The following is a 22,710-nucleotide window of genomic DNA, read 5'->3' as shown; positions in this document are numbered from 1 at the left end:
ATAAATCTCACGCAAAACAAAAGCACCTCATCTGAGGTGCTATCGACCGGCAGCGTTCTATTGTCGCCATTTCTGACTATCGTCGACGCTGTGATGCTTAACTTCCGTGTTCGGCATGGGTACGGGTGTCTCCATCACGCCATCGCTACCGGATCTCAGGATCTCCCCTGAAAACCGCACACAATCTCTTCTCTGGTCAAGTCCTCGGCCTATTAGTGCCGGTCCGCTGAACATGTCGCCATGCTTTCACTCCCGGTCTATCAACCTTATCGTCTTTAAGGGGCCTTACTTGCTAAGCAACGGGAGGTCTCATCTTGGAGGGGGCTTCACGCTTAGATGCCTTCAGCGCTTATCCCTTCCGGACTTGGCTACCCAGCTGTGCCACTGGCGTGACAACTGGTCCACCATCGGTCCGTCCACCCCGGTCCTCTCGTACTGAGGGCAGCTCTCCTCAGACCTCCTGCGCCCACGACAGATAGGGACCGAACTGTCTCACGACGTTCTGAACCCAGCTCGCGTACCGCTTTAATGGGCGAACAGCCCAACCCTTGGAACCGACTTCAGCTCCAGGATGCGATGAGCCGACATCGAGGTGCCAAACCTCCCCGTCGATGTGAACTCTTGGGGGAGATCAGCCTGTTATCCCCAGGGTAGCTTTTATCCGTTGAGCGACGGCCCTTCCATGCGGTACCGCCGGATCACTAAGCCCGACTTTCGTCCCTGCTCGACCTGTTTGTCTCGCAGTCAGACACCCTTATGCCTTTGCGCTCGATGCGTGGTTTCCATCCACGCTGAGGGTATCTTTGGGCGCCTCCGTTACTCTTTGGGAGGCGACCGCCCCAGTCAAACTGCCCGGCTGACACTGTCCCGTACGCGGCTTACGCGTCCCGGTTAGAACCTAAGTGCACGAGGGGTGGTATCCCAACAGCGGCTCCTCGGATCCTGGCGAACCCGTCTCGCAGCCTCCCACCTATCCTGTACGTCATGCACCCAGGCCCAATGTCGGCCTGCAGTGAAGCTCCATGGGGTCTTTCCGTCTAGTCGCGGGCAACCTGCATCTTCACAGGTACTAAGACTTCACCGAGTCTGCAGCCGAGACAGCGCCCAAATCGTTACGCCTTTCGTGCGGGTCAGAACTTACCTGACAAGGAATTTCGCTACCTTAGGACCGTTATAGTTACGGCCGCCGTTTACTGGGGCTTCGTATCATGGCTTCGCTTGCGCTGACCACTCCTCTTGACCTTCCAGCACCGGGCAGGCGTCACCCCCTATACTTCGGCTTGCGCCTTCGCAGAGAGCTGTGTTTTTGGTAAACAGTCGCTTGGGCCATTTTTCTGCGGCTCCGAAGAGCACCCCTTCTCCCTAAGTTACGGGGTCATTTTGCAGAGTTCCTTAGCTGCAGTTCTCTCGCTCACCTTGGGATTCTCTCCCTGCCCATGTGTGTCCATTTTCGGTACGGGCCTTCAGAAATTTGTGCTAGAAGCTTTTCCTGGAAGTCTGCTTCACGCTTTTCCGTACTTGCCGCAGCTTTCCGTATGCGTCACGCCTTCGCCTTCTGTGATGCGCATTTCACTGCATCACGGCTACCTCGCTTGCCCCGGCTCTTCCGTCCGCCGGTTGCGCTAGCCTTCTCCGTCACTCCATCGCTCCCTGAAGGGTACAGGAATCTCCGCCTGTCTTCCATCGGATACGCCTTTCGGCCTCTCCTTAGGTCCCGACTCTCCCAGAGCGGACGAACCTTCCTCTGGAGACCTTGGGCCATCGGTGTGCGGGATTCTCACCCGCATCTCGCTACTCACGCCGGCATTCTCTCTTCCATCCGCTCCTCGGGCCCTTTCGGTCCCGCTTCTCCGCCGGATGGAACGCTCCCCTACCATATTTTCATATCCATAGCTTCGGTGTCATGCTTAGCCCCGGTAAATTATCGGCGCAGGGTCATTCGACTAGTGAGCTGTTACGCACTCTTTGAAGGATGGCTGCTTCTGAGCCAACCTCCTAGTTGTCTCCACGTCCCCACTTCCTTTTCCACTTGGCATGCACTTTGGGACCTTAGCTGATGGTCTGGGCTGTTTCCCTCTTGTCCGCGGACCTTATCACCCGCAGACTGACTGCCGCGACTGGACGTGCGACATTCGGAGTTTGATTATGCTCAGTACCTCGGGATGAGGCCATCGCATATTCAGTGCTCTACCTTCGCATGCCGTCTCGCGACGCTAGCCCTAAAGCTATTTCGGGGAGAACCAGCTATCTCCGGGTTCGTTTGGAATTTCACCCCTAGCCACAGATCATCCGCCAACGTTTCAACGGGGGTCGGTTCGGTCCTCCATCGGGTCTCACCCCGACTTCAACCTGTCCATGGCTAGATCACCCGGTTTCGGGTCTGCTCCTCCAGACTCTCGCCCTATTAAGACTCGCTTTCGCTTCGGCTCCGCATATCCTGCTTAGCCTCGCCTGGAAAAGCAACTCGCCGGCTCATTCTACAAAAGGCACGCCATCACCCTTTGACGGGCTCTGACTTCTTGTAGGCATATGGTTTCTGGTTCTCTTTCACTCCCCTCCCGGGGTTCTTTTCACCTTTCCCTCACGGTACTGGTTCGCTATCGGTCACACAGGAGTCTTTAGCCTTTCGGGATGGTCCCCGATGCTTCCGACAGGATTTCTCGTGTCCCGCCGTACTCAGGATCTCCGCTCGCTAAACCTCGGTTTCGCCTACGGGTCTCTCACCCTCTCTGGATGTCCTTCCCATGACATTCGGCTGCCAAGGCCTTCGCTTTGTGCGGGTCCTACTACCCCATCATATGATGGTTTGGGCTCCTCCGCTTTCGCTCGCCGCTACTTACGGAATCTCGTTTGATTTCTTTTCCTGCAGGTACTTAGATGTTTCAGTTCCCTGCGTCTCGCCTCTCTCCAGCTATGTATTCGCTGAAGGATGCATGAGTCTTGCTCATGCGGGTTTCCCCATTCGGACATCACCGGATCTTCGCCTGCTTACGGCTCCCCGATGCATTTCGGTGTTTGCTCCGTCCTTCTTCGCCTCTGTGTGCCCAGGCTTCCGCCATACGCCCTTTCTTTCTTGACCTGAAAGTTGATATGAATAAGCTTGAGTTTACTGACTGTTATTCTTGATCTAACTGTTTCTCTTGTTTATCTTAGCTTTTGCCCACTATACCAGATTCTAGACCTTTGATGTTTCTCTGATCTTATCCTTATATAGTGTTTGCAGGAAGTCTTACTAATTTGAATTAATAAGTCTTCTCTTTGCTTTTGATTGTATGCGGTTTTCAAGGGTCTTCCTTCTCTGCAAAGCAGAGAAAACCGAAAAGAAACACGCATTTCTCCCTAGAAAGGAGGTGATCCATCCCCACGTTCCCGTAGGGATACCTTGTTACGACTTCACCCCAATCATCGGCCCCACCTTAGACAGCTCTCTCCTTGCGGTTGAGCCACCGGCTTCGGGTGTTGCTGACTCTCATGGTGTGACGGGCGGTGTGTACAAGGCCCGAGAACGTATTCACCGCGGCATGCTGATCCGCGATTACTAGCGATTCCAGCTTCGTGCAGTCGAGTTGCAGACTGCAGTCCGAACTGAGAACGGGTTTCTGGGCTCTGCTCAACCTCGCGGTCTCGCTTCCCTCTGCTCCGTCCATTGTAGCACGTGTGTGGCCCAGGTCATAAGGGGCATGATGATTTGACGTCATCCCCGCCTTCCTCCTCCTTGCAGAGGCAGTCTCGCCAGAGTCCCCAACTCAATGCTGGCAACTGGCGACAGGGGTTGCGCTCGTTGCGGGACTTAACCCAACATCTCACGACACGAGCTGACGACAACCATGCACCACCTGTCTTCTCTATAGCTATGAGGAGATCTCTCTCCCTTTTAGATCGATGTCAAGACCTGGTAAGGTTCTTCGCGTTGCTTCGAATTAAACCACATGCTCCACCGCTTGTGCGGGCCCCCGTCAATTCCTTTGAGTTTCATTCTTGCGAACGTACTACTCAGGCGCGATACTTATTGCGTTGACTGCAGCACCGGGATCTGACTCCCGACACTTAGTATCGATCGTTTACGGCGTGGACTACTAGGGTATCTAATCCTATTTGCTCCCCACGCTTTCGGGACTGAGCGTCAGTTGCGGACCAGACCGTCGCCTTCGCCACTGGTGTTCCTCCATATATCTACGCATTTCACCGCTACACATGGAATTCCACGATCCTCTTCCGCACTCCAGTGATCCGGTTTCCGGGGCTTCCCGAAGTTTAGCTTCGGGCTTTCACCTCCAGACCTGTATCACCGCCTGCTCCCTCTTTACGCCCAATGATTCCGGATAACGCTCGCCACCTACGTATTACCGCGGCTGCTGGCACGTAGTTAGCCGTGGCTTTCTATGTTCGGTACCGTCACTCGCATGGCATTTCCTCCATCCGACGTTCTTCCCGTACAACAGAACTTTACGACCCGAAGGCCTTCTTCGTTCACGCGGCGTTGCTCGGTCAGGGTTTCCCCCATTGCCGAAAATTCCCTACTGCTGCCTCCCGTAGGAGTCTGGGCCGTGTCTCAGTCCCAGTGTGGCCGTCCGCCCTCTCAGGCCGGCTAAGTATCGTCGCCTTGGTGGGCCGTTGCCCCGCCAACTAGCTAATACTGCATAGGTCCATCCCCCCGCTGACCATCCGGTCATTTAGCGCATCCAGGATGCCCTGAATGCGTCTATGCGGTCTTAGCAGCCGTTTCCAGCTGTTGTCCCCCTCGGAGGGGCAGGTTACCTATGTTCTCCTCACCCGTTCGCCACTGAGCACCAAGGTGCTCCGTTCGACTTGCATGTATTAGGCACGCCGCCAGCGTTCATCCTGAGCCAGGATCAAACTCTCCATTGTTTATGAATGGAGCTTTGAATAAGCTCTTTAAATTACTTCTGACTATTTGTTTTCGGTGTTTTGTTCACCGCTCAAAAATGAGTTCTTTGACGTGTTTCTTTTCAGTTTTCAATGTTCTGCATGCGCTCCTTACCGGAGTGCTAACTAAATATACCATTTTCCTTCCTGCTTGTAAAGTGTTTTTTTAGATTTTTTGAATGTTTCGTTAAAAAATGTGGTATACAGGCATTTTATTGCGCATAATCGCTCATTTTTACATGTCAGGTCATTTTTATCCTCTTTTAAAATATGCTTTGCAAAGCGATCATTTGATTAAAATAATTTCTTTTTAAAACTTTTACGACTATCCAATCAGATATGTGCTTTTGTGACTTGTTCTAGTAAAAAGAGCTACTTTGGATAAATAGAGATATGATATTTTTCAACATAATTAAATATGAAAGAGAACTTCTCTCAGGGAAAGTTTAACTTTTTAATTTTAAATCCTAAATAATCCCTTTTATCAGCCTATATTCAAAGCATGATTTTGTAGTTATGCAATAATATAGATGTAATGTAGAAAAGAGGTTATGGATATGTCAAAAAAGCGTACTTGGAATAAGGAAAAACCTAGAAAGCTCTCATTGGTTGAGCTGGAAGAAAAATATGGTTCAACAGATGCTCAGATTAAGTTCTTCCTTAACATCAAATGGCCTGAGGGATTTGAATGTGATTTTTGCCATTGCCATGAGTATTATTTGATCAAAAGAACAACAGGTATTAAGAACAATTACATCCTTGAGTGCAAGGATTGCGGTCATCAGTTTTCATTGTTGTCAGGCACTATTTTTGATAATAGCAACCTGACACTCTGGCAGCTGATTCTAGCCATTTACCTATTCTTTGTTCAGAATAAAGGGATTAGTGCCGTTGAAATGGGAAATCTCATCAATACAAGCTCTAAAACAGCTGGTAAATGGATCAGAAAATTCAGAATACTCATGGCTGAAAGTAATAATGATCATCTTTTAGAAAGCAAATTCTATGACCTAGATATCCTTGAAGTTGGTGGTAAAAGACCAGGTGGTAAGCGCGGTAAAGGCGCTGATAAGTCACCAGTAGTCATTATTTTAGGTACAACACAAGACAACAAGTATCCTACCTTTGTGAAATTACATGCCCTTATGAACCATAAATCAGCTTCAATTAAGAAATGGATGCGTAAACACGTAAAACTAGATAAGAGTACGGTAATAAACTGTGATAAGGATACATCTTTTAATTTTCTAAAGAAAATAGTAGATTTACATAGTGCAAAAGTTAACTATAAAGAGAAAGATCATAAGCTTTACTGGCAAAATGTCATTTCTGGTAATATAGAAAACAACATTAAAACTATTTATCATGGTGTATCTAAAAGAGATTTACCATTGTTCCTTGCTGAGCAGGAATGGCGCTTCAATCACCGCTTTACCGGTAAGAATATCATGAATAAGATAATCAAGTATTTACGCAAGTCAAAACCACTACGAAATAGTGCGGTTATTAATGTTTTGAACCTCTATGAATCTAAATTCTTGAAATCCTAGTACCTGAGAGTTGTTCTCTTTCATATAATTAAATAATGCCTCTCACTTTTCCTATTAACATGTCTAAAGTAAAAGCTTAGTAACAAGCTATTGGCAGGCAATTCTACAAACGGATCAAAAGTCATCTCCCACTTATTACCTAATTGTCCTGTTGAGGAGATCATACGATGTTCGTTAGCGTGCTTGAACGAATCAAAAGTAGTGGCATGACCACATAACTCCCATATACGATCAAAATGTTCATTTGTTTTAAAGCGTCCATAATCATCTTCTATAACCTGATTAGATCCATCACCTCTTTAAATAAAGGCGCTTTATCTAAATGACGCGTTGAATCTGCCAAGTAAACTTGCAGCATAGCGCCTTTGAAAAGCTTTGTAAACCTCATATCAGTTACGCTTTTTGCATCGCAACTAAAACATGAAGATGACTTTCTATTTGTATTCCTAGTAAAGCACCTAAAGTGTTATATTTCGTTTCTGGCATTATGATAATTCAATCCTCCACATAAGAGCGATCAAAAACACGATTCATTTCTCCTAAAATCAAAATGAAGTGATCATCTTATTTAAATGATCAGGATTATTAGGTTGTGCGATCTTCCTAACGAACTCAATACCAAGAATTCTTGCAAATTTCACACTTGGTAAATCGCCACGACGAGTAAAAATTTGTAAATAATTAATGCCAACCCCCCTCTATTTTCACTCAGTTTTATTCTTTTTTTAGTGACGCAATAGATCTTTCATTCAACATGAAATTCTATTGACCACCTGGTCATTGACGACACATTTTATTTTGGTCCCTCTTTATTGATTTAACTATTTTTTACATTAAAAAAATAATCAATTAAAAAAGTGTGAGACATAACTCTCACGCAAAACAAAAGCACCTCATCTGAGGTGCTATCGACCGGCAGCGTTCTATTGTCGCCATTTCTGACTATCGTCGACGCTGTGATGCTTAACTTCCGTGTTCGGCATGGGTACGGGTGTCTCCATCACGCCATCGCTACCGGATCTCAGGATCTCCCCTGAAAACCGCACACAATCTCTTCTCTGGTCAAGTCCTCGGCCTATTAGTGCCGGTCCGCTGAACATGTCGCCATGCTTTCACTCCCGGTCTATCAACCTTATCGTCTTTAAGGGGCCTTACTTGCTAAGCAACGGGAGGTCTCATCTTGGAGGGGGCTTCACGCTTAGATGCCTTCAGCGCTTATCCCTTCCGGACTTGGCTACCCAGCTGTGCCACTGGCGTGACAACTGGTCCACCATCGGTCCGTCCACCCCGGTCCTCTCGTACTGAGGGCAGCTCTCCTCAGACCTCCTGCGCCCACGACAGATAGGGACCGAACTGTCTCACGACGTTCTGAACCCAGCTCGCGTACCGCTTTAATGGGCGAACAGCCCAACCCTTGGAACCGACTTCAGCTCCAGGATGCGATGAGCCGACATCGAGGTGCCAAACCTCCCCGTCGATGTGAACTCTTGGGGGAGATCAGCCTGTTATCCCCAGGGTAGCTTTTATCCGTTGAGCGACGGCCCTTCCATGCGGTACCGCCGGATCACTAAGCCCGACTTTCGTCCCTGCTCGACCTGTTTGTCTCGCAGTCAGACACCCTTATGCCTTTGCGCTCGATGCGTGGTTTCCATCCACGCTGAGGGTATCTTTGGGCGCCTCCGTTACTCTTTGGGAGGCGACCGCCCCAGTCAAACTGCCCGGCTGACACTGTCCCGTACGCGGCTTACGCGTCCCGGTTAGAACCTAAGTGCACGAGGGGTGGTATCCCAACAGCGGCTCCTCGGATCCTGGCGAACCCGTCTCGCAGCCTCCCACCTATCCTGTACGTCATGCACCCAGGCCCAATGTCGGCCTGCAGTGAAGCTCCATGGGGTCTTTCCGTCTAGTCGCGGGCAACCTGCATCTTCACAGGTACTAAGACTTCACCGAGTCTGCAGCCGAGACAGCGCCCAAATCGTTACGCCTTTCGTGCGGGTCAGAACTTACCTGACAAGGAATTTCGCTACCTTAGGACCGTTATAGTTACGGCCGCCGTTTACTGGGGCTTCGTATCATGGCTTCGCTTGCGCTGACCACTCCTCTTGACCTTCCAGCACCGGGCAGGCGTCACCCCCTATACTTCGGCTTGCGCCTTCGCAGAGAGCTGTGTTTTTGGTAAACAGTCGCTTGGGCCATTTTTCTGCGGCTCCGAAGAGCACCCCTTCTCCCTAAGTTACGGGGTCATTTTGCAGAGTTCCTTAGCTGCAGTTCTCTCGCTCACCTTGGGATTCTCTCCCTGCCCATGTGTGTCCATTTTCGGTACGGGCCTTCAGAAATTTGTGCTAGAAGCTTTTCCTGGAAGTCTGCTTCACGCTTTTCCGTACTTGCCGCAGCTTTCCGTATGCGTCACGCCTTCGCCTTCTGTGATGCGCATTTCACTGCATCACGGCTACCTCGCTTGCCCCGGCTCTTCCGTCCGCCGGTTGCGCTAGCCTTCTCCGTCACTCCATCGCTCCCTGAAGGGTACAGGAATCTCCGCCTGTCTTCCATCGGATACGCCTTTCGGCCTCTCCTTAGGTCCCGACTCTCCCAGAGCGGACGAACCTTCCTCTGGAGACCTTGGGCCATCGGTGTGCGGGATTCTCACCCGCATCTCGCTACTCACGCCGGCATTCTCTCTTCCATCCGCTCCTCGGGCCCTTTCGGTCCCGCTTCTCCGCCGGATGGAACGCTCCCCTACCATATTTTCATATCCATAGCTTCGGTGTCATGCTTAGCCCCGGTAAATTATCGGCGCAGGGTCATTCGACTAGTGAGCTGTTACGCACTCTTTGAAGGATGGCTGCTTCTGAGCCAACCTCCTAGTTGTCTCCACGTCCCCACTTCCTTTTCCACTTGGCATGCACTTTGGGACCTTAGCTGATGGTCTGGGCTGTTTCCCTCTTGTCCGCGGACCTTATCACCCGCAGACTGACTGCCGCGACTGGACGTGCGACATTCGGAGTTTGATTATGCTCAGTACCTCGGGATGAGGCCATCGCATATTCAGTGCTCTACCTTCGCATGCCGTCTCGCGACGCTAGCCCTAAAGCTATTTCGGGGAGAACCAGCTATCTCCGGGTTCGTTTGGAATTTCACCCCTAGCCACAGATCATCCGCCAACGTTTCAACGGGGGTCGGTTCGGTCCTCCATCGGGTCTCACCCCGACTTCAACCTGTCCATGGCTAGATCACCCGGTTTCGGGTCTGCTCCTCCAGACTCTCGCCCTATTAAGACTCGCTTTCGCTTCGGCTCCGCATATCCTGCTTAGCCTCGCCTGGAAAAGCAACTCGCCGGCTCATTCTACAAAAGGCACGCCATCACCCTTTGACGGGCTCTGACTTCTTGTAGGCATATGGTTTCTGGTTCTCTTTCACTCCCCTCCCGGGGTTCTTTTCACCTTTCCCTCACGGTACTGGTTCGCTATCGGTCACACAGGAGTCTTTAGCCTTTCGGGATGGTCCCCGATGCTTCCGACAGGATTTCTCGTGTCCCGCCGTACTCAGGATCTCCGCTCGCTAAGCCTCGGTTTCGCCTACGGGTCTCTCACCCTCTCTGGATGTCCTTCCCATGACATTCGGCTGCCGAGGCCTTCGCTTTGTGCGGGTCCTACTACCCCATCATATGATGGTTTGGGCTCCTCCGCTTTCGCTCGCCGCTACTTACGGAATCTCGTTTGATTTCTTTTCCTGCAGGTACTTAGATGTTTCAGTTCCCTGCGTCTCGCCTCTCTCCAGCTATGTATTCGCTGAAGGATGCATGAGTCTTGCTCATGCGGGTTTCCCCATTCGGACATCGCCGGATCTTCGCCTGCTTACGGCTCCCCGATGCATTTCGGTGTTTGCTCCGTCCTTCTTCGCCTCTGTGTGCCCAGGCTTCCGCCATACGCCCTTTCTTTCTTGACCTGAAAGTTGATATGAATAAGCTTGAGTTTACTGACTGTTATTCTTGATCTAACTGTTTCTCTTGTTTATCTTAGCTTTTGCCCACTATACCAGATTCTAGACCTTTGATGTTTCTCTGATCTTATCCTTATATAGTGTTTGCAGGAAGTCTTACTAATTTGAATTAATAAGTCTTCTCTTTGCTTTTGATTGTATGCGGTTTTCAAGGGTCTTCCTTCTCTGCAAAGCAGAGAAAACCGAAAAGAAACACTCTGTTCTCCCTAGAAAGGAGGTGATCCATCCCCACGTTCCCGTAGGGATACCTTGTTACGACTTCACCCCAATCATCGGCCCCACCTTAGACAGCTCTCTCCTTGCGGTTGAGCCACCGGCTTCGGGTGTTGCTGACTCTCATGGTGTGACGGGCGGTGTGTACAAGGCCCGAGAACGTATTCACCGCGGCATGCTGATCCGCGATTACTAGCGATTCCAGCTTCGTGCAGTCGAGTTGCAGACTGCAGTCCGAACTGAGAACGGGTTTCTGGGCTCTGCTCAACCTCGCGGTCTCGCTTCCCTCTGCTCCGTCCATTGTAGCACGTGTGTGGCCCAGGTCATAAGGGGCATGATGATTTGACGTCATCCCCGCCTTCCTCCTCCTTGCAGAGGCAGTCTCGCCAGAGTCCCCAACTCAATGCTGGCAACTGGCGACAGGGGTTGCGCTCGTTGCGGGACTTAACCCAACATCTCACGACACGAGCTGACGACAACCATGCACCACCTGTCTTCTCTATAGCTATGAGGAGATCTCTCTCCCTTTTAGATCGATGTCAAGACCTGGTAAGGTTCTTCGCGTTGCTTCGAATTAAACCACATGCTCCACCGCTTGTGCGGGCCCCCGTCAATTCCTTTGAGTTTCATTCTTGCGAACGTACTACTCAGGCGCGATACTTATTGCGTTGACTGCAGCACCGGGATCTGACTCCCGACACTTAGTATCGATCGTTTACGGCGTGGACTACTAGGGTATCTAATCCTATTTGCTCCCCACGCTTTCGGGACTGAGCGTCAGTTGCGGACCAGACCGTCGCCTTCGCCACTGGTGTTCCTCCATATATCTACGCATTTCACCGCTACACATGGAATTCCACGATCCTCTTCCGCACTCCAGTGATCCGGTTTCCGGGGCTTCCCGAAGTTTAGCTTCGGGCTTTCACCTCCAGACCTGTATCACCGCCTGCTCCCTCTTTACGCCCAATGATTCCGGATAACGCTCGCCACCTACGTATTACCGCGGCTGCTGGCACGTAGTTAGCCGTGGCTTTCTATGTTCGGTACCGTCACTCGCATGGCATTTCCTCCATCCGACGTTCTTCCCGTACAACAGAACTTTACGACCCGAAGGCCTTCTTCGTTCACGCGGCGTTGCTCGGTCAGGGTTTCCCCCATTGCCGAAAATTCCCTACTGCTGCCTCCCGTAGGAGTCTGGGCCGTGTCTCAGTCCCAGTGTGGCCGTCCGCCCTCTCAGGCCGGCTAAGTATCGTCGCCTTGGTGGGCCGTTGCCCCGCCAACTAGCTAATACTGCATAGGTCCATCCCCCCGCTGACCATCCGGTCATTTAGCGCATCCAGGATGCCCTGAATGCGTCTATGCGGTCTTAGCAGCCGTTTCCAGCTGTTGTCCCCCTCGGAGGGGCAGGTTACCTATGTTCTCCTCACCCGTTCGCCACTGAGCACCAAGGTGCTCCGTTCGACTTGCATGTATTAGGCACGCCGCCAGCGTTCATCCTGAGCCAGGATCAAACTCTCCATTGTTTATGAATGGAGCTTTGAATAAGCTCTTTAAATTACTTCTGACTATTTGTTTTCGGTGTTTTGTTCACCGCTCAAAAATGAGTTCTTTGACGTGTTTCTTTTCAGTTTTCAATGTTCTGCATTGCGCTCCTTACCGGAGTGCTCGCTTATATTACCGCACTGGTAAAACAAATGCAAGAGGTTTTTTCACTTTTTTAGAAAGTATTCTTCGCATAATACAAATTATCATCTATTTATCATGATAATTGGCATAATATTTTTTTACCTGATCGGTTATTTTCCCTTAATACTGCATTTACACTTTAAAAGAAAAATAAAAAGGTAACCCGAAGGCTACCCTAGTAAGACGTTCTATCTTATTTAACTTCCATGACTTTCTTGCCGTCATATGAACCGCAATGTTTGCAAACTCTATGAGAAAGTTTGAATTCTCCACATTCAGGACATACAACAACTGCAGGTGCAGATAATTTGTCATGAGTTCTTCTCTTATTTCTTCTTGTACTTGATACTCTTCTAAATGGTACTGCCATAGTTTTTTCCTCCTCTTATTCCTTGTCTTTAAAATAATCTTTAAGCTTTGCAAGCCTTGGATCAATAGGATTTTCTTCGTCATCTTGATCTAATTCGGTTTCATCAAGGACTTTCCAGCCTTTTCCTTCACGCTGAAGTTCAGCGCCTTCCTTGACAACTCTCATTGGTACAGCCATCATAATTTCCTGCCATACCACAGGTGTCAAATCAGCTGTGTCCTTCTTAGCTTCAATGACATCTTCATCATCTTCAGGCTTATAAAAGGCAAAGATTTCCGTTTCGTCTATCGCAAAGGGATAATCCGTATCCTCTAATGAAATAGCGCAAGGAACAATCATCGTGCCTTCGATGTGTACATCTACATAGAGCCTACCTTCGCCATCGAAGTAGTGTCCATGGCCAGTGACACGCACATCCTTTAATCCATTGATTCGCGATAAGTTATAGAACATTTCATCAGAGAAAGTCAATGTCTCATCAAAATCAAATTGTTCATTTTCTGGTTTGATCAGCCAATAACGACTCCACTTCATTTTATCACCTTCTATAACGCATTAACCATTATAAAGAAAACAAATCCCCAAGTCAACGATAATTTCAAGAATTTTTAGACCCCCGAAAAAGCATTTTTTAGAGATTTGTGCCCTTTTTAAGCCTTCCCCATGTTAAACTATTTAAGAGGTGACGTCAATGAAAATTCTCGGTATTATTGCGGAATATAATCCGTTTCACACGGGACATGCCTATCATATCAAAAAAGCAAAGGAAATGATCCATCCTGATTATACAGTGATTGTCATGAGCGGCGCTTTTGTCCAGCGCGGCGAACCTGCGATTGTCGATAAATGGACCCGCAGTAAGATTGCTTTAGAAAATGGCGCTGACTGTGTGATTGAATTACCCCTTGCATGCGGCGTAGAAAGCGCTGATTACTTTGCCCATTACAGTGTTTTACTGTTAAAAGAAATGGGCGTTACAGATCTAATCTTTGGCTCAGAAGATGGTCATATTGAGACCTTTTTTGATATTGCCAAGACCATTGAAACATATCCTGATTTATATAATGGTTATGTCAAAGACGCCATGAAAACAGGTTTGCGTTATCCTGATGCCTGCAATCAGGCTTTAAGTTTATTAATGCATAAAGAAGTACGTACGCCTAATGATCTCTTAGGCTTAGCTTATGTTAAAGAAATTGTACACCATCATTATCAAATCACTCCCCATGTCATTAAACGTACAAATGATTATCATGAAACATCTCTATCACAGATTGCCAGTGCCACAGCTTTACGCAAAGCTTTAAAAGAAGACAAAGATGTCTCTTCTTATTTACCGGGGTATGATTCTTATCAGGATGCGCATTTCTTTGATCTCAATGATTTCTTTATGCCATTAAAATATGCGATATTGTTTCAAAAAGACCTATCCTCGATGCACTTAGTGGAAGAAGGAATCGAACATTTAGTAGTCAAAGCCGCAATGCAGGCCACAAGCGTTGACGAGCTCGTTAACTTATGTTCCTCGAAGCGTTACACGCGAGTGCGCATTCAGCGCATGCTTACGCATATCTTACTCAATAATACGAAAGAGGAAGTCAAGGCCGCAATGGCTATCGATTATATCCGTCTGCTAGCCTTTAATGATCGCGGACGAAAGCTTGTTAAAATGCGTAAAGGCCAAACAGATTTTAAGATGATTACTTCTATTAACGCCTACGATCATCCCGCTTTAGCGATTGAACGAAAAGCAGCCCTTTTACTAAGTCTGGTTGATGCAACGCAAAAAGAAAAGGAATACCGAAGTATTCCTTATCATTCTTTGTGATGACTTTTCGCTTCCAAATCATCAATCACTTTATTAACATTCACTCTTCCATTGCGAATGCCAAGGCCAAATACTAATGAGCCAAGGACACCGATGACAGTGAGGATGAATCCGACAATGGTGATGAACAAGTTTTTGGAATGGAATACGTAAATCAAGACCAAACCAATACTCGCGACTAAGAACATTAAGTTAAGATAACGTCCTAAGTTTTCAAGCATGTGTTTCTGGTAATTGATTTCGTTAGTGTAATTTTGGAGTTCCTTTTCTGTCATGGTGTTCTTCCTTTCTTTTAGTATTTTAATCCTGGGTTGAAGAAACCAACTAAGACACCGACAAAGGCGATGACTACTAATAATAACATAACAGTGATTGGTGACATTTTCTTCTTAGCCATTAACCACCAGCATAATACAACGAATAATGCTGTTAATAAGCCTGGATAAACGGCATCGAGCTGTTTCTGTAATTCAAGGAATGGTTTACCAGCTGCATTCTTTAAAACTAAAGATGTTTTTACTGATACCCATGTTGCCGCAACGGCCCCAACAACCATACCACCAACAACGCCGATGGCTTTTCTGATTGCCTGACCAGTTGGACCAACCAATACTTCAACAGCTTTCCCACCAAGTTCATAACCTTTCATGTAGGCAAAGCGCATACCGAAGTAAGCTAATAAGTTCCATACAATGATATAGAAAATCGCGCCAAGTGGATTACCGCCAGTAGATAAACCTAAAGAGATACCTAATAAGACTGGGATTAATGTCCCAACGATGAGGGAATCACCGATCCCGGCTAATGGACCCATTAAGCCGGCTCTTAACCCGTTGATCATTTCATCGTTAACATCTTCCTGACCATTCGCACGGGCTTCTTCAAGACCAGCTGTGATCCCAACAACTACGGAGGCGATCTGTGGTTCTGAGTTGAAGAATGTGGTGTAAGTGTTCATGGAACGGGCCTGATCTTCTTTATTATCATATAATTCTTCCACGATTGGCAGCATTGCAGCTAAATAACCGAATGTCTGCATATGTTCCTGTGAGAAACATGTTAAGTTACCATAATACCAATGATGGAAAGATTTCATCAATGTTTTTTTGCTTAATTTCTTTTCTGCCATTTTAGATATCCTCCTCTTCCTCATCATCGTCATCCATTGCACCAGCTGAAGCTTTGACGCCAGTGGTCTGAATCATATCGAGTTTGTAGTACAGTACGGCAAAGATTAATGATACACAAGCTGAAGCCACTAAGTTTAAACCTAATGAAGCAGCTAATGTGAAACCAACAAAGAATGGAATGAAGTCTGCTGGTTTTTCAACGATCTGTTTTAATAAGATAGCGATCCCGACACATGGTAATAAAGCGCCGACCGTGAATAAGGTCTTCATTGCAATACCATCCATTGGTAAGGCATTCTTTAAAGCAGTAACGGCATCAGCACCGAAATGACACATGATTAATGTTGGAATGAAAGAGAATAAGATATGTGAGATCCAAGGTAAGACGAAATCTACTGTATAGATTTTCTTGAAATCACCTTTTTCAACGGCTTTCCAGCCAATCCCCTGCCATACTAAGTTTAAAGTGGCAGTACCATAGAATAAAACAGTACCAAGGGTCCCTACTAAAGTCCCCATAGAAGTCGCTAAACCAGTCGCATCGGCAGAAGCGTAATCTAAGCCCTGTGATTTAACTGCTACCATTGCAAGTGGAATACCAATATAAGAGATGGCACGCACATCAGCAGAAACAGTTCCGCCAGGTGTTACTAACGCGATATAAACGACCTGCATGGCAACCCCACACATGATCCCTAATTTAACATCTCCTAAGATTAAACCACACACGAGACCACCAACTAATGGACGTCCTAAAGTGTAGTTACCAATTGTTGTACCACCCATACCTGGTAAAGATGCCAAGCAGGCAAATAAACCAAGCAGAGCAGCCTGAAGCCAGCTAATACTCATATTATTTCCTCCCCAATTATGAATTATTAAAAGCCGAATTTACCTTTGAAATCATCCCATGTACCGATGGAAACATCTGGTATTAATGAGAATTTAATATTGTAGCCTGCTTTCGCAATCGCTTCGAAAGCTTCTGCTTCTTCCTGTGTGATGGACTGGTTGTTGCCTAATTTGGTTGTGCCAGGACGATCATTACATGGTCCGACAATAACTGTTTTGACATCACCAGGTACAAAGCCTAAATCCACTAATAAGTATTTCATGTCTAATGGATTTTTAGTAATTAAGAAATACTGATCAGCTGATTTTAATACTTTTTCCTGAACATCTTTAAAATGTTCTTTGGTCCATACGAATGTTTTCTTATCTGATGCACTCTTATAAGCCTGTTTTAAGACTTTATTTGATGCTGCGGCATCATTGACAGCGATTAATCCTGTACAAGGATATTCTTTTGCCCATCTTGTGACAGTCTGACCGTGAATCATACGGTCGTCAATTCTTACAAATGAAATAGCCATATTATTGTACTCCTTTAAATATCATCTTCTTCATCATCAGCGTCATCAGATGCTGTTTTGTATTCCTGCAAAGCAGTTTTTGCTTCGCTTAATACGCTTGATACGAAGGCATCCCCTTCTAATACATCTTTCATGACAATAGCAGTTAAAGCCATTGGCAGGTTCATCCCGCCTAAGACAGTGGTTGTTTCTAAGTATCCCATTTCACTTAAAACACTTAAAGCTGTGGTTAAAGGTGAACCGCCAACAATGTCAGCGAGTAAAACCAAAGAATCATCATCCTTCAAAACGCTTAAAGCTTCCTTGAAGGTCACCGCGAAATCATCAGCGGAGGTGCCATTCTTTAATCCTACAGCGATCACCTGATCGATCTTGTCGCCAGCGAACATTGCGAGCGAGGTTTTTAAACCTTCCGCAAAATCACCATGGCTGACAAGGACTAAATACTTCATTGTCTTCATCTCCTCTCGTGGCTTTATTGTATTATTTTTTTCATTTCGTGAAACGTACTAAGCGTCACAAATAAAAAATGACAAATGTCATGGATGTAAAGCCTTTACATGACATTTGTCAGCTATTTTGTAAGCATATTCTCAATACGACTTTCAATACTCGGTAAATCACTATCTAAGCTCCCCTGTTCAATCGCCAGAGTCACTTCATTATTAGCGAGTTCCATTACTTCGTTATACTTCTTAAAGTGTGGAGAGGACGAAGAAGAGGTCATCATCTGATTGATTGTCTGGGAGGTTAAAACCTGTGAGCCCATATTATCATTCTTTAAGATTTTTTGCGTTGTCTTGGATGTCATCACCTTTTTTAACACGGAAGATCCCGAAGACTCTTTAAACAGCGCCTGCTGATTATGCACATCAAGGGTTAAATCATTTAAAAGCAGCCAGGCTGCCTGTTTATGAGAAGAATGCGAAGAAATCGCAAAGAGTGTTGTCGGCATATGAATCTTATACCGTGATGAACCTGGCATTGGAACAGAACGCCAGCGGAATTTTGAATAGCGGGAAACGCGGTAAGGATAAGAGCGATAAGTGCGATACTGGGCTAAAGACATTGGCATAAAAGCCACTTTGCCCGTATCGAAATCACTCTGTGACACTTTGATATGACCATTAAGGGCCACCAGTCTGGCATAAGAGGATAAAGCCTTACGGACTTTCTCACTATTGAGGTAACACTCTGTCCCATCATCATTAAAAAGGGCCGCCCCATTTTCTTCGAGCGCTTCCTGCCAGGTATAACCGGTCACCCCAAATTGATCTAATTCTCCATTGCCATCAGTATCTTTCGTGACCTTCCGACAAATCTTATAAAAGTCCTGGAAAGTCCAGTTTTGTGAAGGCAAATTAATCCCTTCCTTCTTTAACAGATCCATATTCACACACATCATCATTGGATTGCTTTCAAAAGGTAAGGCATAAACGCGATTGTTCACTTCCCCCGCCGCGAGAGCAGAAGGATAGAAAGCCTTCACATCCGTGTAACTATTGCCAATTAAGCTATTGAGATTCTCTAAGCCGCTGGTATCAGACAATAAGTTAAAATCATCGGTTGGCACCATAAAGACATCACACTGCTGACCTTGAATCAGTTTATCAGAAAGCCATGAGGAATAATCCTCTTTCGTTATGCCTGAGACATATTTCACTTTCACATGGGGATGTTTTTTCTCAAAAGCCTTGATAATCTGGTCGACTAAGTGATAAGAATCCGCATAAGGCACATCCCAGCTAGAACCGGCATAAACACCTAGACGCAGAGTAATAATACGATCTGGATTATTCGTATAAATAATGGCAATAAACAAGGCACTTAAGACAAAGATAATCAGACTATCGCGCAGTCTATTCGTTTTCATCCGCAATCACCTTAGTTGTGACACCGCTTTGTACGGCCCAGATGGCTAACTGGGTTCGGTCACGTAAATTCAGTTTTGATAAGATCGTTGATAAGTAGTTACGGACAGTCCCTTCAGACAGGAATAGTTTGGCACTGATTTCCTTATTTGATAACCCTTGACCAACCTGCTGAATAATCTTCCATTCATTTTTCGTGAGATCATGAGCCTGCTGATCATCAACCTGAATAGCGAAGTTGCTCTGGGCCATCTGAGAGAAGATTTTAAAGACCTTGGTCGCAATATCCGGGTTAATCATCGCCCCGCCTTTATAGACCGTGCAAATGGCTTTATAGAGATCATCCATTGAAACCCCTTTTAATAAATAGCCGGAAGCCCCATACTTTAAGGCACTGAAAACAAAATCATCATCGTCAAAAGTGGTCAGAATAATAATCTTGATATCGGGATACTGCTCTTTAATCGCTTTGGTCGTTAAGACACCATCCATTTTTGGCATCCGGATATCCATCAGAATCACATCCGGTTTATCGGCCTTCACGTTTTCTAAAACTTCAAAGCCATTGCTGGCTCCTTTTACTAAGGTAATATCATCATGTGCTGAGAGCACAATTTCTAACGATTCTCTAATCAGTGTCTGATCATCTGCAATCATGACTTTCATCATCTTCATCTTCTCCTTTCAGTTTCGGGATTTCTACTAAAGTTCTAAATCCATTGATATTCATAAATTCCACTTTAGCGCCGATAATCGCTAAACGTTCCTTCATTTGCGTTAGACCATAGCCATAGACAATATGTTCACAGCCCATCCCATCATCCTGAATGATAATGGTATAGTGGTCTTTCTCTACGAACATATTAATTTCAATATGTCTGGCATGCCCATGACGTACAGAATTGGTGATACTTTCCTGGATCACACGAAACAGGACATCCTCTTTCGTATTATCAAGATCAACATGATTCCATTCATAATAGAGATCAATTTTAACCTTGGATAATTCTTCATATTCTTTAATCATCTGGGTTAAGCCAGCTTTTAAAGATTTGTTTTCCAGAGCGCCGGGGCGCAGTTTATTTAACGAACGACGCACATCGCCAATGCCTTCCCGCACCACTTTTGAAACCGCGATGAGCTGGGTTTTGGCGCGCTCTGGTGAAACATCAATTAAGACAATGCAGGCATCTACTCCCGCCGCAATACCGGTTAAGGCATGGCCTAAGGTATCATGAATTTCCCTGGCAATGCGTTTACGTTCACGATCTTCCGCAATCTTTTCCGATAACGCCACATAGTTTTTTAATTCGCTGTTCACCTGATTGACCATCTGCATTTCCTGCTGTAAGTGTTGTTTTTCTTCCAATGAATCCATCAGATAGGTGATTAAAAAAACAATAAAGAGCACAATATTGAAAGATTCAAAGAAATAACGGAAAAATGAGAGCATCGTCGCCGATCGATGAGGATAAAAGGCCAGATAAATATCCAGTGATGGGAAATCAATCACCTGCGATAAAACCCCATAATTACTAAACAGCAGACTGGCAAAGCCCGCAATCATTAAAAGCAGCCAATGCTTATTATCCTGAGCATGGTAAATAATATCCATAAAGACCAGTAAAATAACCCCATTATAGCTGTCGTGAAGGATCACCAGAATAGCGATCATAAGAAGCAGTTCCACCACAATAAAGGAATCCCCCATCTCCGTAAACTGAGGAATATATTCACGTGCTAAAATAGCCAGACAAAGAATCGAAGCCGCAGCCACGGCCATGACATAGAGCTGAACTGGATTTCCTGGAATGACATCTAATCGTTCAAGCAAGGCATGCGACCGATGATGCAGAACGATATAATGCGTTGCGAATAAATATAATGAGGCATTGTATAAAACGGCAATAAAATTGATGAGGATCAGTAAGATCCGTGTTTGTTTTAAATGTTTTCCCTTGACCATTATGACCACCCCGTTAATTCCTGATTATTGATATTGTGCTGGGTGATGGCAGTAACCGGAATGACGATTTCCGCCTTAACATGCTGATGATGATAAAGTTGTAAGGCACAGGCAAAGGCCCGTTTAGCCATCGTTAATGGGGACTGCGCCGCAATGGTTTGAATAACCGACATATCGCTCATAATTTTCTTAAGCTCCGGTGAACCATCTACGCTATAAATAGCGATATGCTGGAGGTGTCTTTCCTCAAAGGCCGCTAAGGCGCCTAGCGTAGCTGGATCATTGAGTGACATTAAGGTATTAAAAGCAATCTTTTTCTTTAAGAACTTTTGCGTCTCCGCCATCGCTAAATCCGTCTGCCCCAGACAGTTGCGCCGGCCGACGATGCGATAGTGTTTATGCCCCTTGATGGTATCGGTAAATCCTCTGATGCGATCAACAGCCGATAGCGCCTGTTTATGTTCTAAGAGAAATATTTTAGCGGAAGACTGATTTTTCATCATATTTTTTGCGCACAAAACCCCTGCCTGATAGTTATTGGAGACGATCGTCGTATCGACATAGCGACTATCACTAAGCGGCGTATCAATCACAATGGTATGCACATCATGATTTTTCGCGTAAGCCATGGCTTGCTGGATCTTCTTATTATGGCCATCGACGGGATTAATAATGAGCACATTGACTCCTTCCTCAATGAGCTCATGAATCTGTGTTACCTGTCTTGACGCACTTAATGCGGGATCGCGCGTCAGCACGACGCCCTGATGGATGACCGCCTGTTTTTTGATTTCGTCGTTTATGGTTTTATAGAAATTATTATTCAGCGTCATGTAAGTTGTGCCAATCTTTAACTGTGTACTGTAAGCGTATTATAAACACGTCATCTTTCCAGCCAACTCCTGGCCTTTGCTCATAGACATACAACCAAACAAAGGATATAATACTCTAAGAAATACTTGGCGTCTGTTAGTCAGATAATCTGAGTAAACCGCTAAAGTTATTTCTACCTAGGATCGGTTATAAAGATTTAATCGGGGATATGCGATTCTCATTATGCTGTGGCTAGATAAATTGGTTAGCGGTACAATAAAAACCAGGGAGTTATTCCTGGCTGTTATTAGATATCTTTATGTCGTCTGGCAATGACTTTGAATATGGCAGAAGACGTTCGATTGTCTCTTGCGTCATTTTGTGAATGGAAAGCTCAGATAGCGCATATGTAATATATTTTTCAAAATCAAGATTGTTCATCTTTGCTGAAGTGAAGAGAGTGAACCAGTTCATCATGGTTTCAGCACCTTCTACTGAATTTGCAAAGAGTACGTTCTTGCGTGTCATGACAAACGGCTTTACGCCTTCACGTTCAATAAGATTATTGCTGATTGGGACTTCTGGATGACTGATATAATACAGCAGTTTTTTCCATTGCTTGACAATATAATTCATTGCAGCCGAAAACTTACCGGAAGGCAGAAATTTTTCTTGAATTTCCAGTATCTTAGCGTGAATTTCTTTTAGAATAGGTAATTCCAGTTCTTCACGCACTTTTAGAATTTCATCTGTCCCAGCGTTCTTTCCCTTCAGCTTACGTTCATAACCGAACACTTTGCCGATCATCTGCAGTAGACAAAGCTGATGGCCGAAAGCTGGATTATCTTTTAGAATTTCATGCCTGCGATCGTCACTCGTAGACTTATTATGAAATTCTTTATAGATATTAGTCTGGATCTTCATCGCATCCTCGATGTAGCGTCTGGCATGGGCCTTATTCTAGATCTAGAATAAGGCTCATTATTCAAGTAGAATTATTATTCTAGACAAACTGACAAGCGCT

At 45.9% G+C, this 22,710-nt stretch carries 13 protein-coding genes, 6 rRNA genes and 1 pseudogene; 2 read left to right on the top strand and 18 right to left on the bottom strand.

What is annotated here, in order from left to right:
* Positions 1-44 precede the first annotated feature (44 nt).
* From rrf (SG0102_RS04240) to SG0102_RS04230, 3 genes are all read right to left on the bottom strand, one after another.
* Positions 45-153: ribosomal RNA gene (gene rrf, locus SG0102_RS04240) — 5S ribosomal RNA — on the bottom strand.
* 39 nt (positions 154-192) lie between these two features.
* A 23S ribosomal RNA gene (locus SG0102_RS04235) occupies positions 193-3,079 on the bottom strand.
* Positions 3,080-3,343: 264 nt separating this feature from the next.
* Positions 3,344-4,869 (bottom strand): 16S ribosomal RNA (locus tag SG0102_RS04230).
* Together the 16S, 23S and 5S rRNA genes form the textbook arrangement of a ribosomal RNA operon.
* 575 nt (positions 4,870-5,444) lie before the next feature.
* Between SG0102_RS04230 and SG0102_RS04225 the strand changes: the two genes are divergently transcribed.
* Positions 5,445-6,437 carry an IS1595 family transposase gene (locus SG0102_RS04225; RefSeq protein ID WP_162300180.1) on the top strand — a complete coding sequence of 331 codons (993 nt, stop codon included), beginning with the start codon at positions 5,445-5,447 and terminating at the stop codon, positions 6,435-6,437.
* 910 nt (positions 6,438-7,347) lie between these two features.
* Here SG0102_RS04225 and rrf (SG0102_RS04220) read toward each other — a convergent pair.
* The 5 genes from rrf (SG0102_RS04220) to SG0102_RS04200 form a co-directional block, all read right to left on the bottom strand.
* Positions 7,348-7,456, bottom strand: a 5S ribosomal RNA gene (gene rrf / locus SG0102_RS04220).
* Between the two features lie 39 nt (positions 7,457-7,495).
* Positions 7,496-10,382 (bottom strand): 23S ribosomal RNA (locus SG0102_RS04215).
* 264 nt (positions 10,383-10,646) lie between these two features.
* Positions 10,647-12,172: ribosomal RNA gene (locus SG0102_RS04210) — 16S ribosomal RNA — on the bottom strand.
* Positions 12,173-12,528: 356 nt separating this feature from the next.
* On the bottom strand, positions 12,529-12,705 hold the full coding sequence (rpmF, locus tag SG0102_RS04205) for a 50S ribosomal protein L32 (protein ID WP_125118796.1): 177 nt from the start codon (positions 12,703-12,705) through the stop codon (positions 12,529-12,531).
* 15 nt (positions 12,706-12,720) lie between these two features.
* Complete coding sequence (locus tag SG0102_RS04200) at positions 12,721-13,239, bottom strand: YceD family protein (RefSeq protein ID WP_125118795.1); 519 nt, start codon at positions 13,237-13,239, stop codon at positions 12,721-12,723.
* 157 nt (positions 13,240-13,396) lie between these two features.
* Here SG0102_RS04200 and SG0102_RS04195 point away from each other — a divergent pair, with 157 nt between their 5' ends.
* Positions 13,397-14,533, top strand: a complete 1,137-nt coding sequence (locus SG0102_RS04195; protein ID WP_125118794.1) for a nucleotidyltransferase — start codon at positions 13,397-13,399, stop codon at positions 14,531-14,533.
* On the opposite strand, the gene SG0102_RS04190 is transcribed toward SG0102_RS04195, so the two are convergent.
* The 10 genes and pseudogenes from SG0102_RS04190 to SG0102_RS04145 all read right to left on the bottom strand — a co-directional run.
* On the bottom strand, positions 14,521-14,808 hold the full coding sequence (locus SG0102_RS04190; RefSeq protein WP_125118793.1) for a DUF202 domain-containing protein: 288 nt from the start codon (positions 14,806-14,808) through the stop codon (positions 14,521-14,523). The genes SG0102_RS04195 and SG0102_RS04190 overlap by 13 nt on opposite strands.
* A gap of 17 nt (positions 14,809-14,825) precedes the next feature.
* Positions 14,826-15,662: a PTS system mannose/fructose/sorbose family transporter subunit IID gene (locus SG0102_RS04185; RefSeq protein ID WP_125118792.1), complete on the bottom strand. Its 837-nt coding sequence runs from the start codon at positions 15,660-15,662 to the stop codon at positions 14,826-14,828.
* A 1-nt stretch (position 15,663) separates the two neighbouring features.
* On the bottom strand, positions 15,664-16,515 hold the full coding sequence (locus SG0102_RS04180; RefSeq protein ID WP_125118791.1) for a PTS mannose/fructose/sorbose/N-acetylgalactosamine transporter subunit IIC: 852 nt from the start codon (positions 16,513-16,515) through the stop codon (positions 15,664-15,666).
* Positions 16,516-16,541: 26 nt separating this feature from the next.
* Positions 16,542-17,036 carry a PTS system mannose/fructose/N-acetylgalactosamine-transporter subunit IIB gene (locus SG0102_RS04175; RefSeq protein ID WP_125118790.1) on the bottom strand — a complete coding sequence of 165 codons (495 nt, stop codon included), beginning with the start codon at positions 17,034-17,036 and terminating at the stop codon, positions 16,542-16,544.
* Between the two features lie 14 nt (positions 17,037-17,050).
* Complete coding sequence (locus SG0102_RS04170; RefSeq protein WP_125118789.1) at positions 17,051-17,488, bottom strand: PTS sugar transporter subunit IIA; 438 nt, start codon at positions 17,486-17,488, stop codon at positions 17,051-17,053.
* 122 nt (positions 17,489-17,610) lie between these two features.
* Complete coding sequence (locus tag SG0102_RS04165; protein ID WP_125118788.1) at positions 17,611-18,909, bottom strand: ABC transporter substrate-binding protein; 1,299 nt, start codon at positions 18,907-18,909, stop codon at positions 17,611-17,613.
* Positions 18,896-19,576: a response regulator transcription factor gene (locus SG0102_RS04160; protein WP_125118787.1), complete on the bottom strand. Its 681-nt coding sequence runs from the start codon at positions 19,574-19,576 to the stop codon at positions 18,896-18,898. Before SG0102_RS04160 ends, SG0102_RS04165 begins: the two co-directional genes overlap by 14 nt.
* Complete coding sequence (locus SG0102_RS04155) at positions 19,551-20,873, bottom strand: sensor histidine kinase (RefSeq protein ID WP_125118786.1); 1,323 nt, start codon at positions 20,871-20,873, stop codon at positions 19,551-19,553. The genes SG0102_RS04160 and SG0102_RS04155 overlap by 26 nt, the downstream gene beginning before the upstream one ends.
* Complete coding sequence (locus SG0102_RS04150; RefSeq protein ID WP_331852255.1) at positions 20,873-21,721, bottom strand: substrate-binding domain-containing protein; 849 nt, start codon at positions 21,719-21,721, stop codon at positions 20,873-20,875. The genes SG0102_RS04155 and SG0102_RS04150 overlap by 1 nt, the downstream gene beginning before the upstream one ends.
* Before the next feature lie 256 nt (positions 21,722-21,977).
* Positions 21,978-22,628, bottom strand: a pseudogene (locus SG0102_RS04145) (IS66 family transposase); the annotation flags it as partial.
* Positions 22,629-22,710: the final 82 nt, after the last annotated feature.

Origin of the sequence: Intestinibaculum porci, assembly GCF_003925875.1 — a bacterium.
GTDB classification, from domain to species: Bacteria; Bacillota_I; Bacilli_A; order Erysipelotrichales; family Coprobacillaceae; genus Intestinibaculum; species Intestinibaculum porci.
This window is presented reverse-complemented; position numbering and strand designations above follow the sequence as displayed.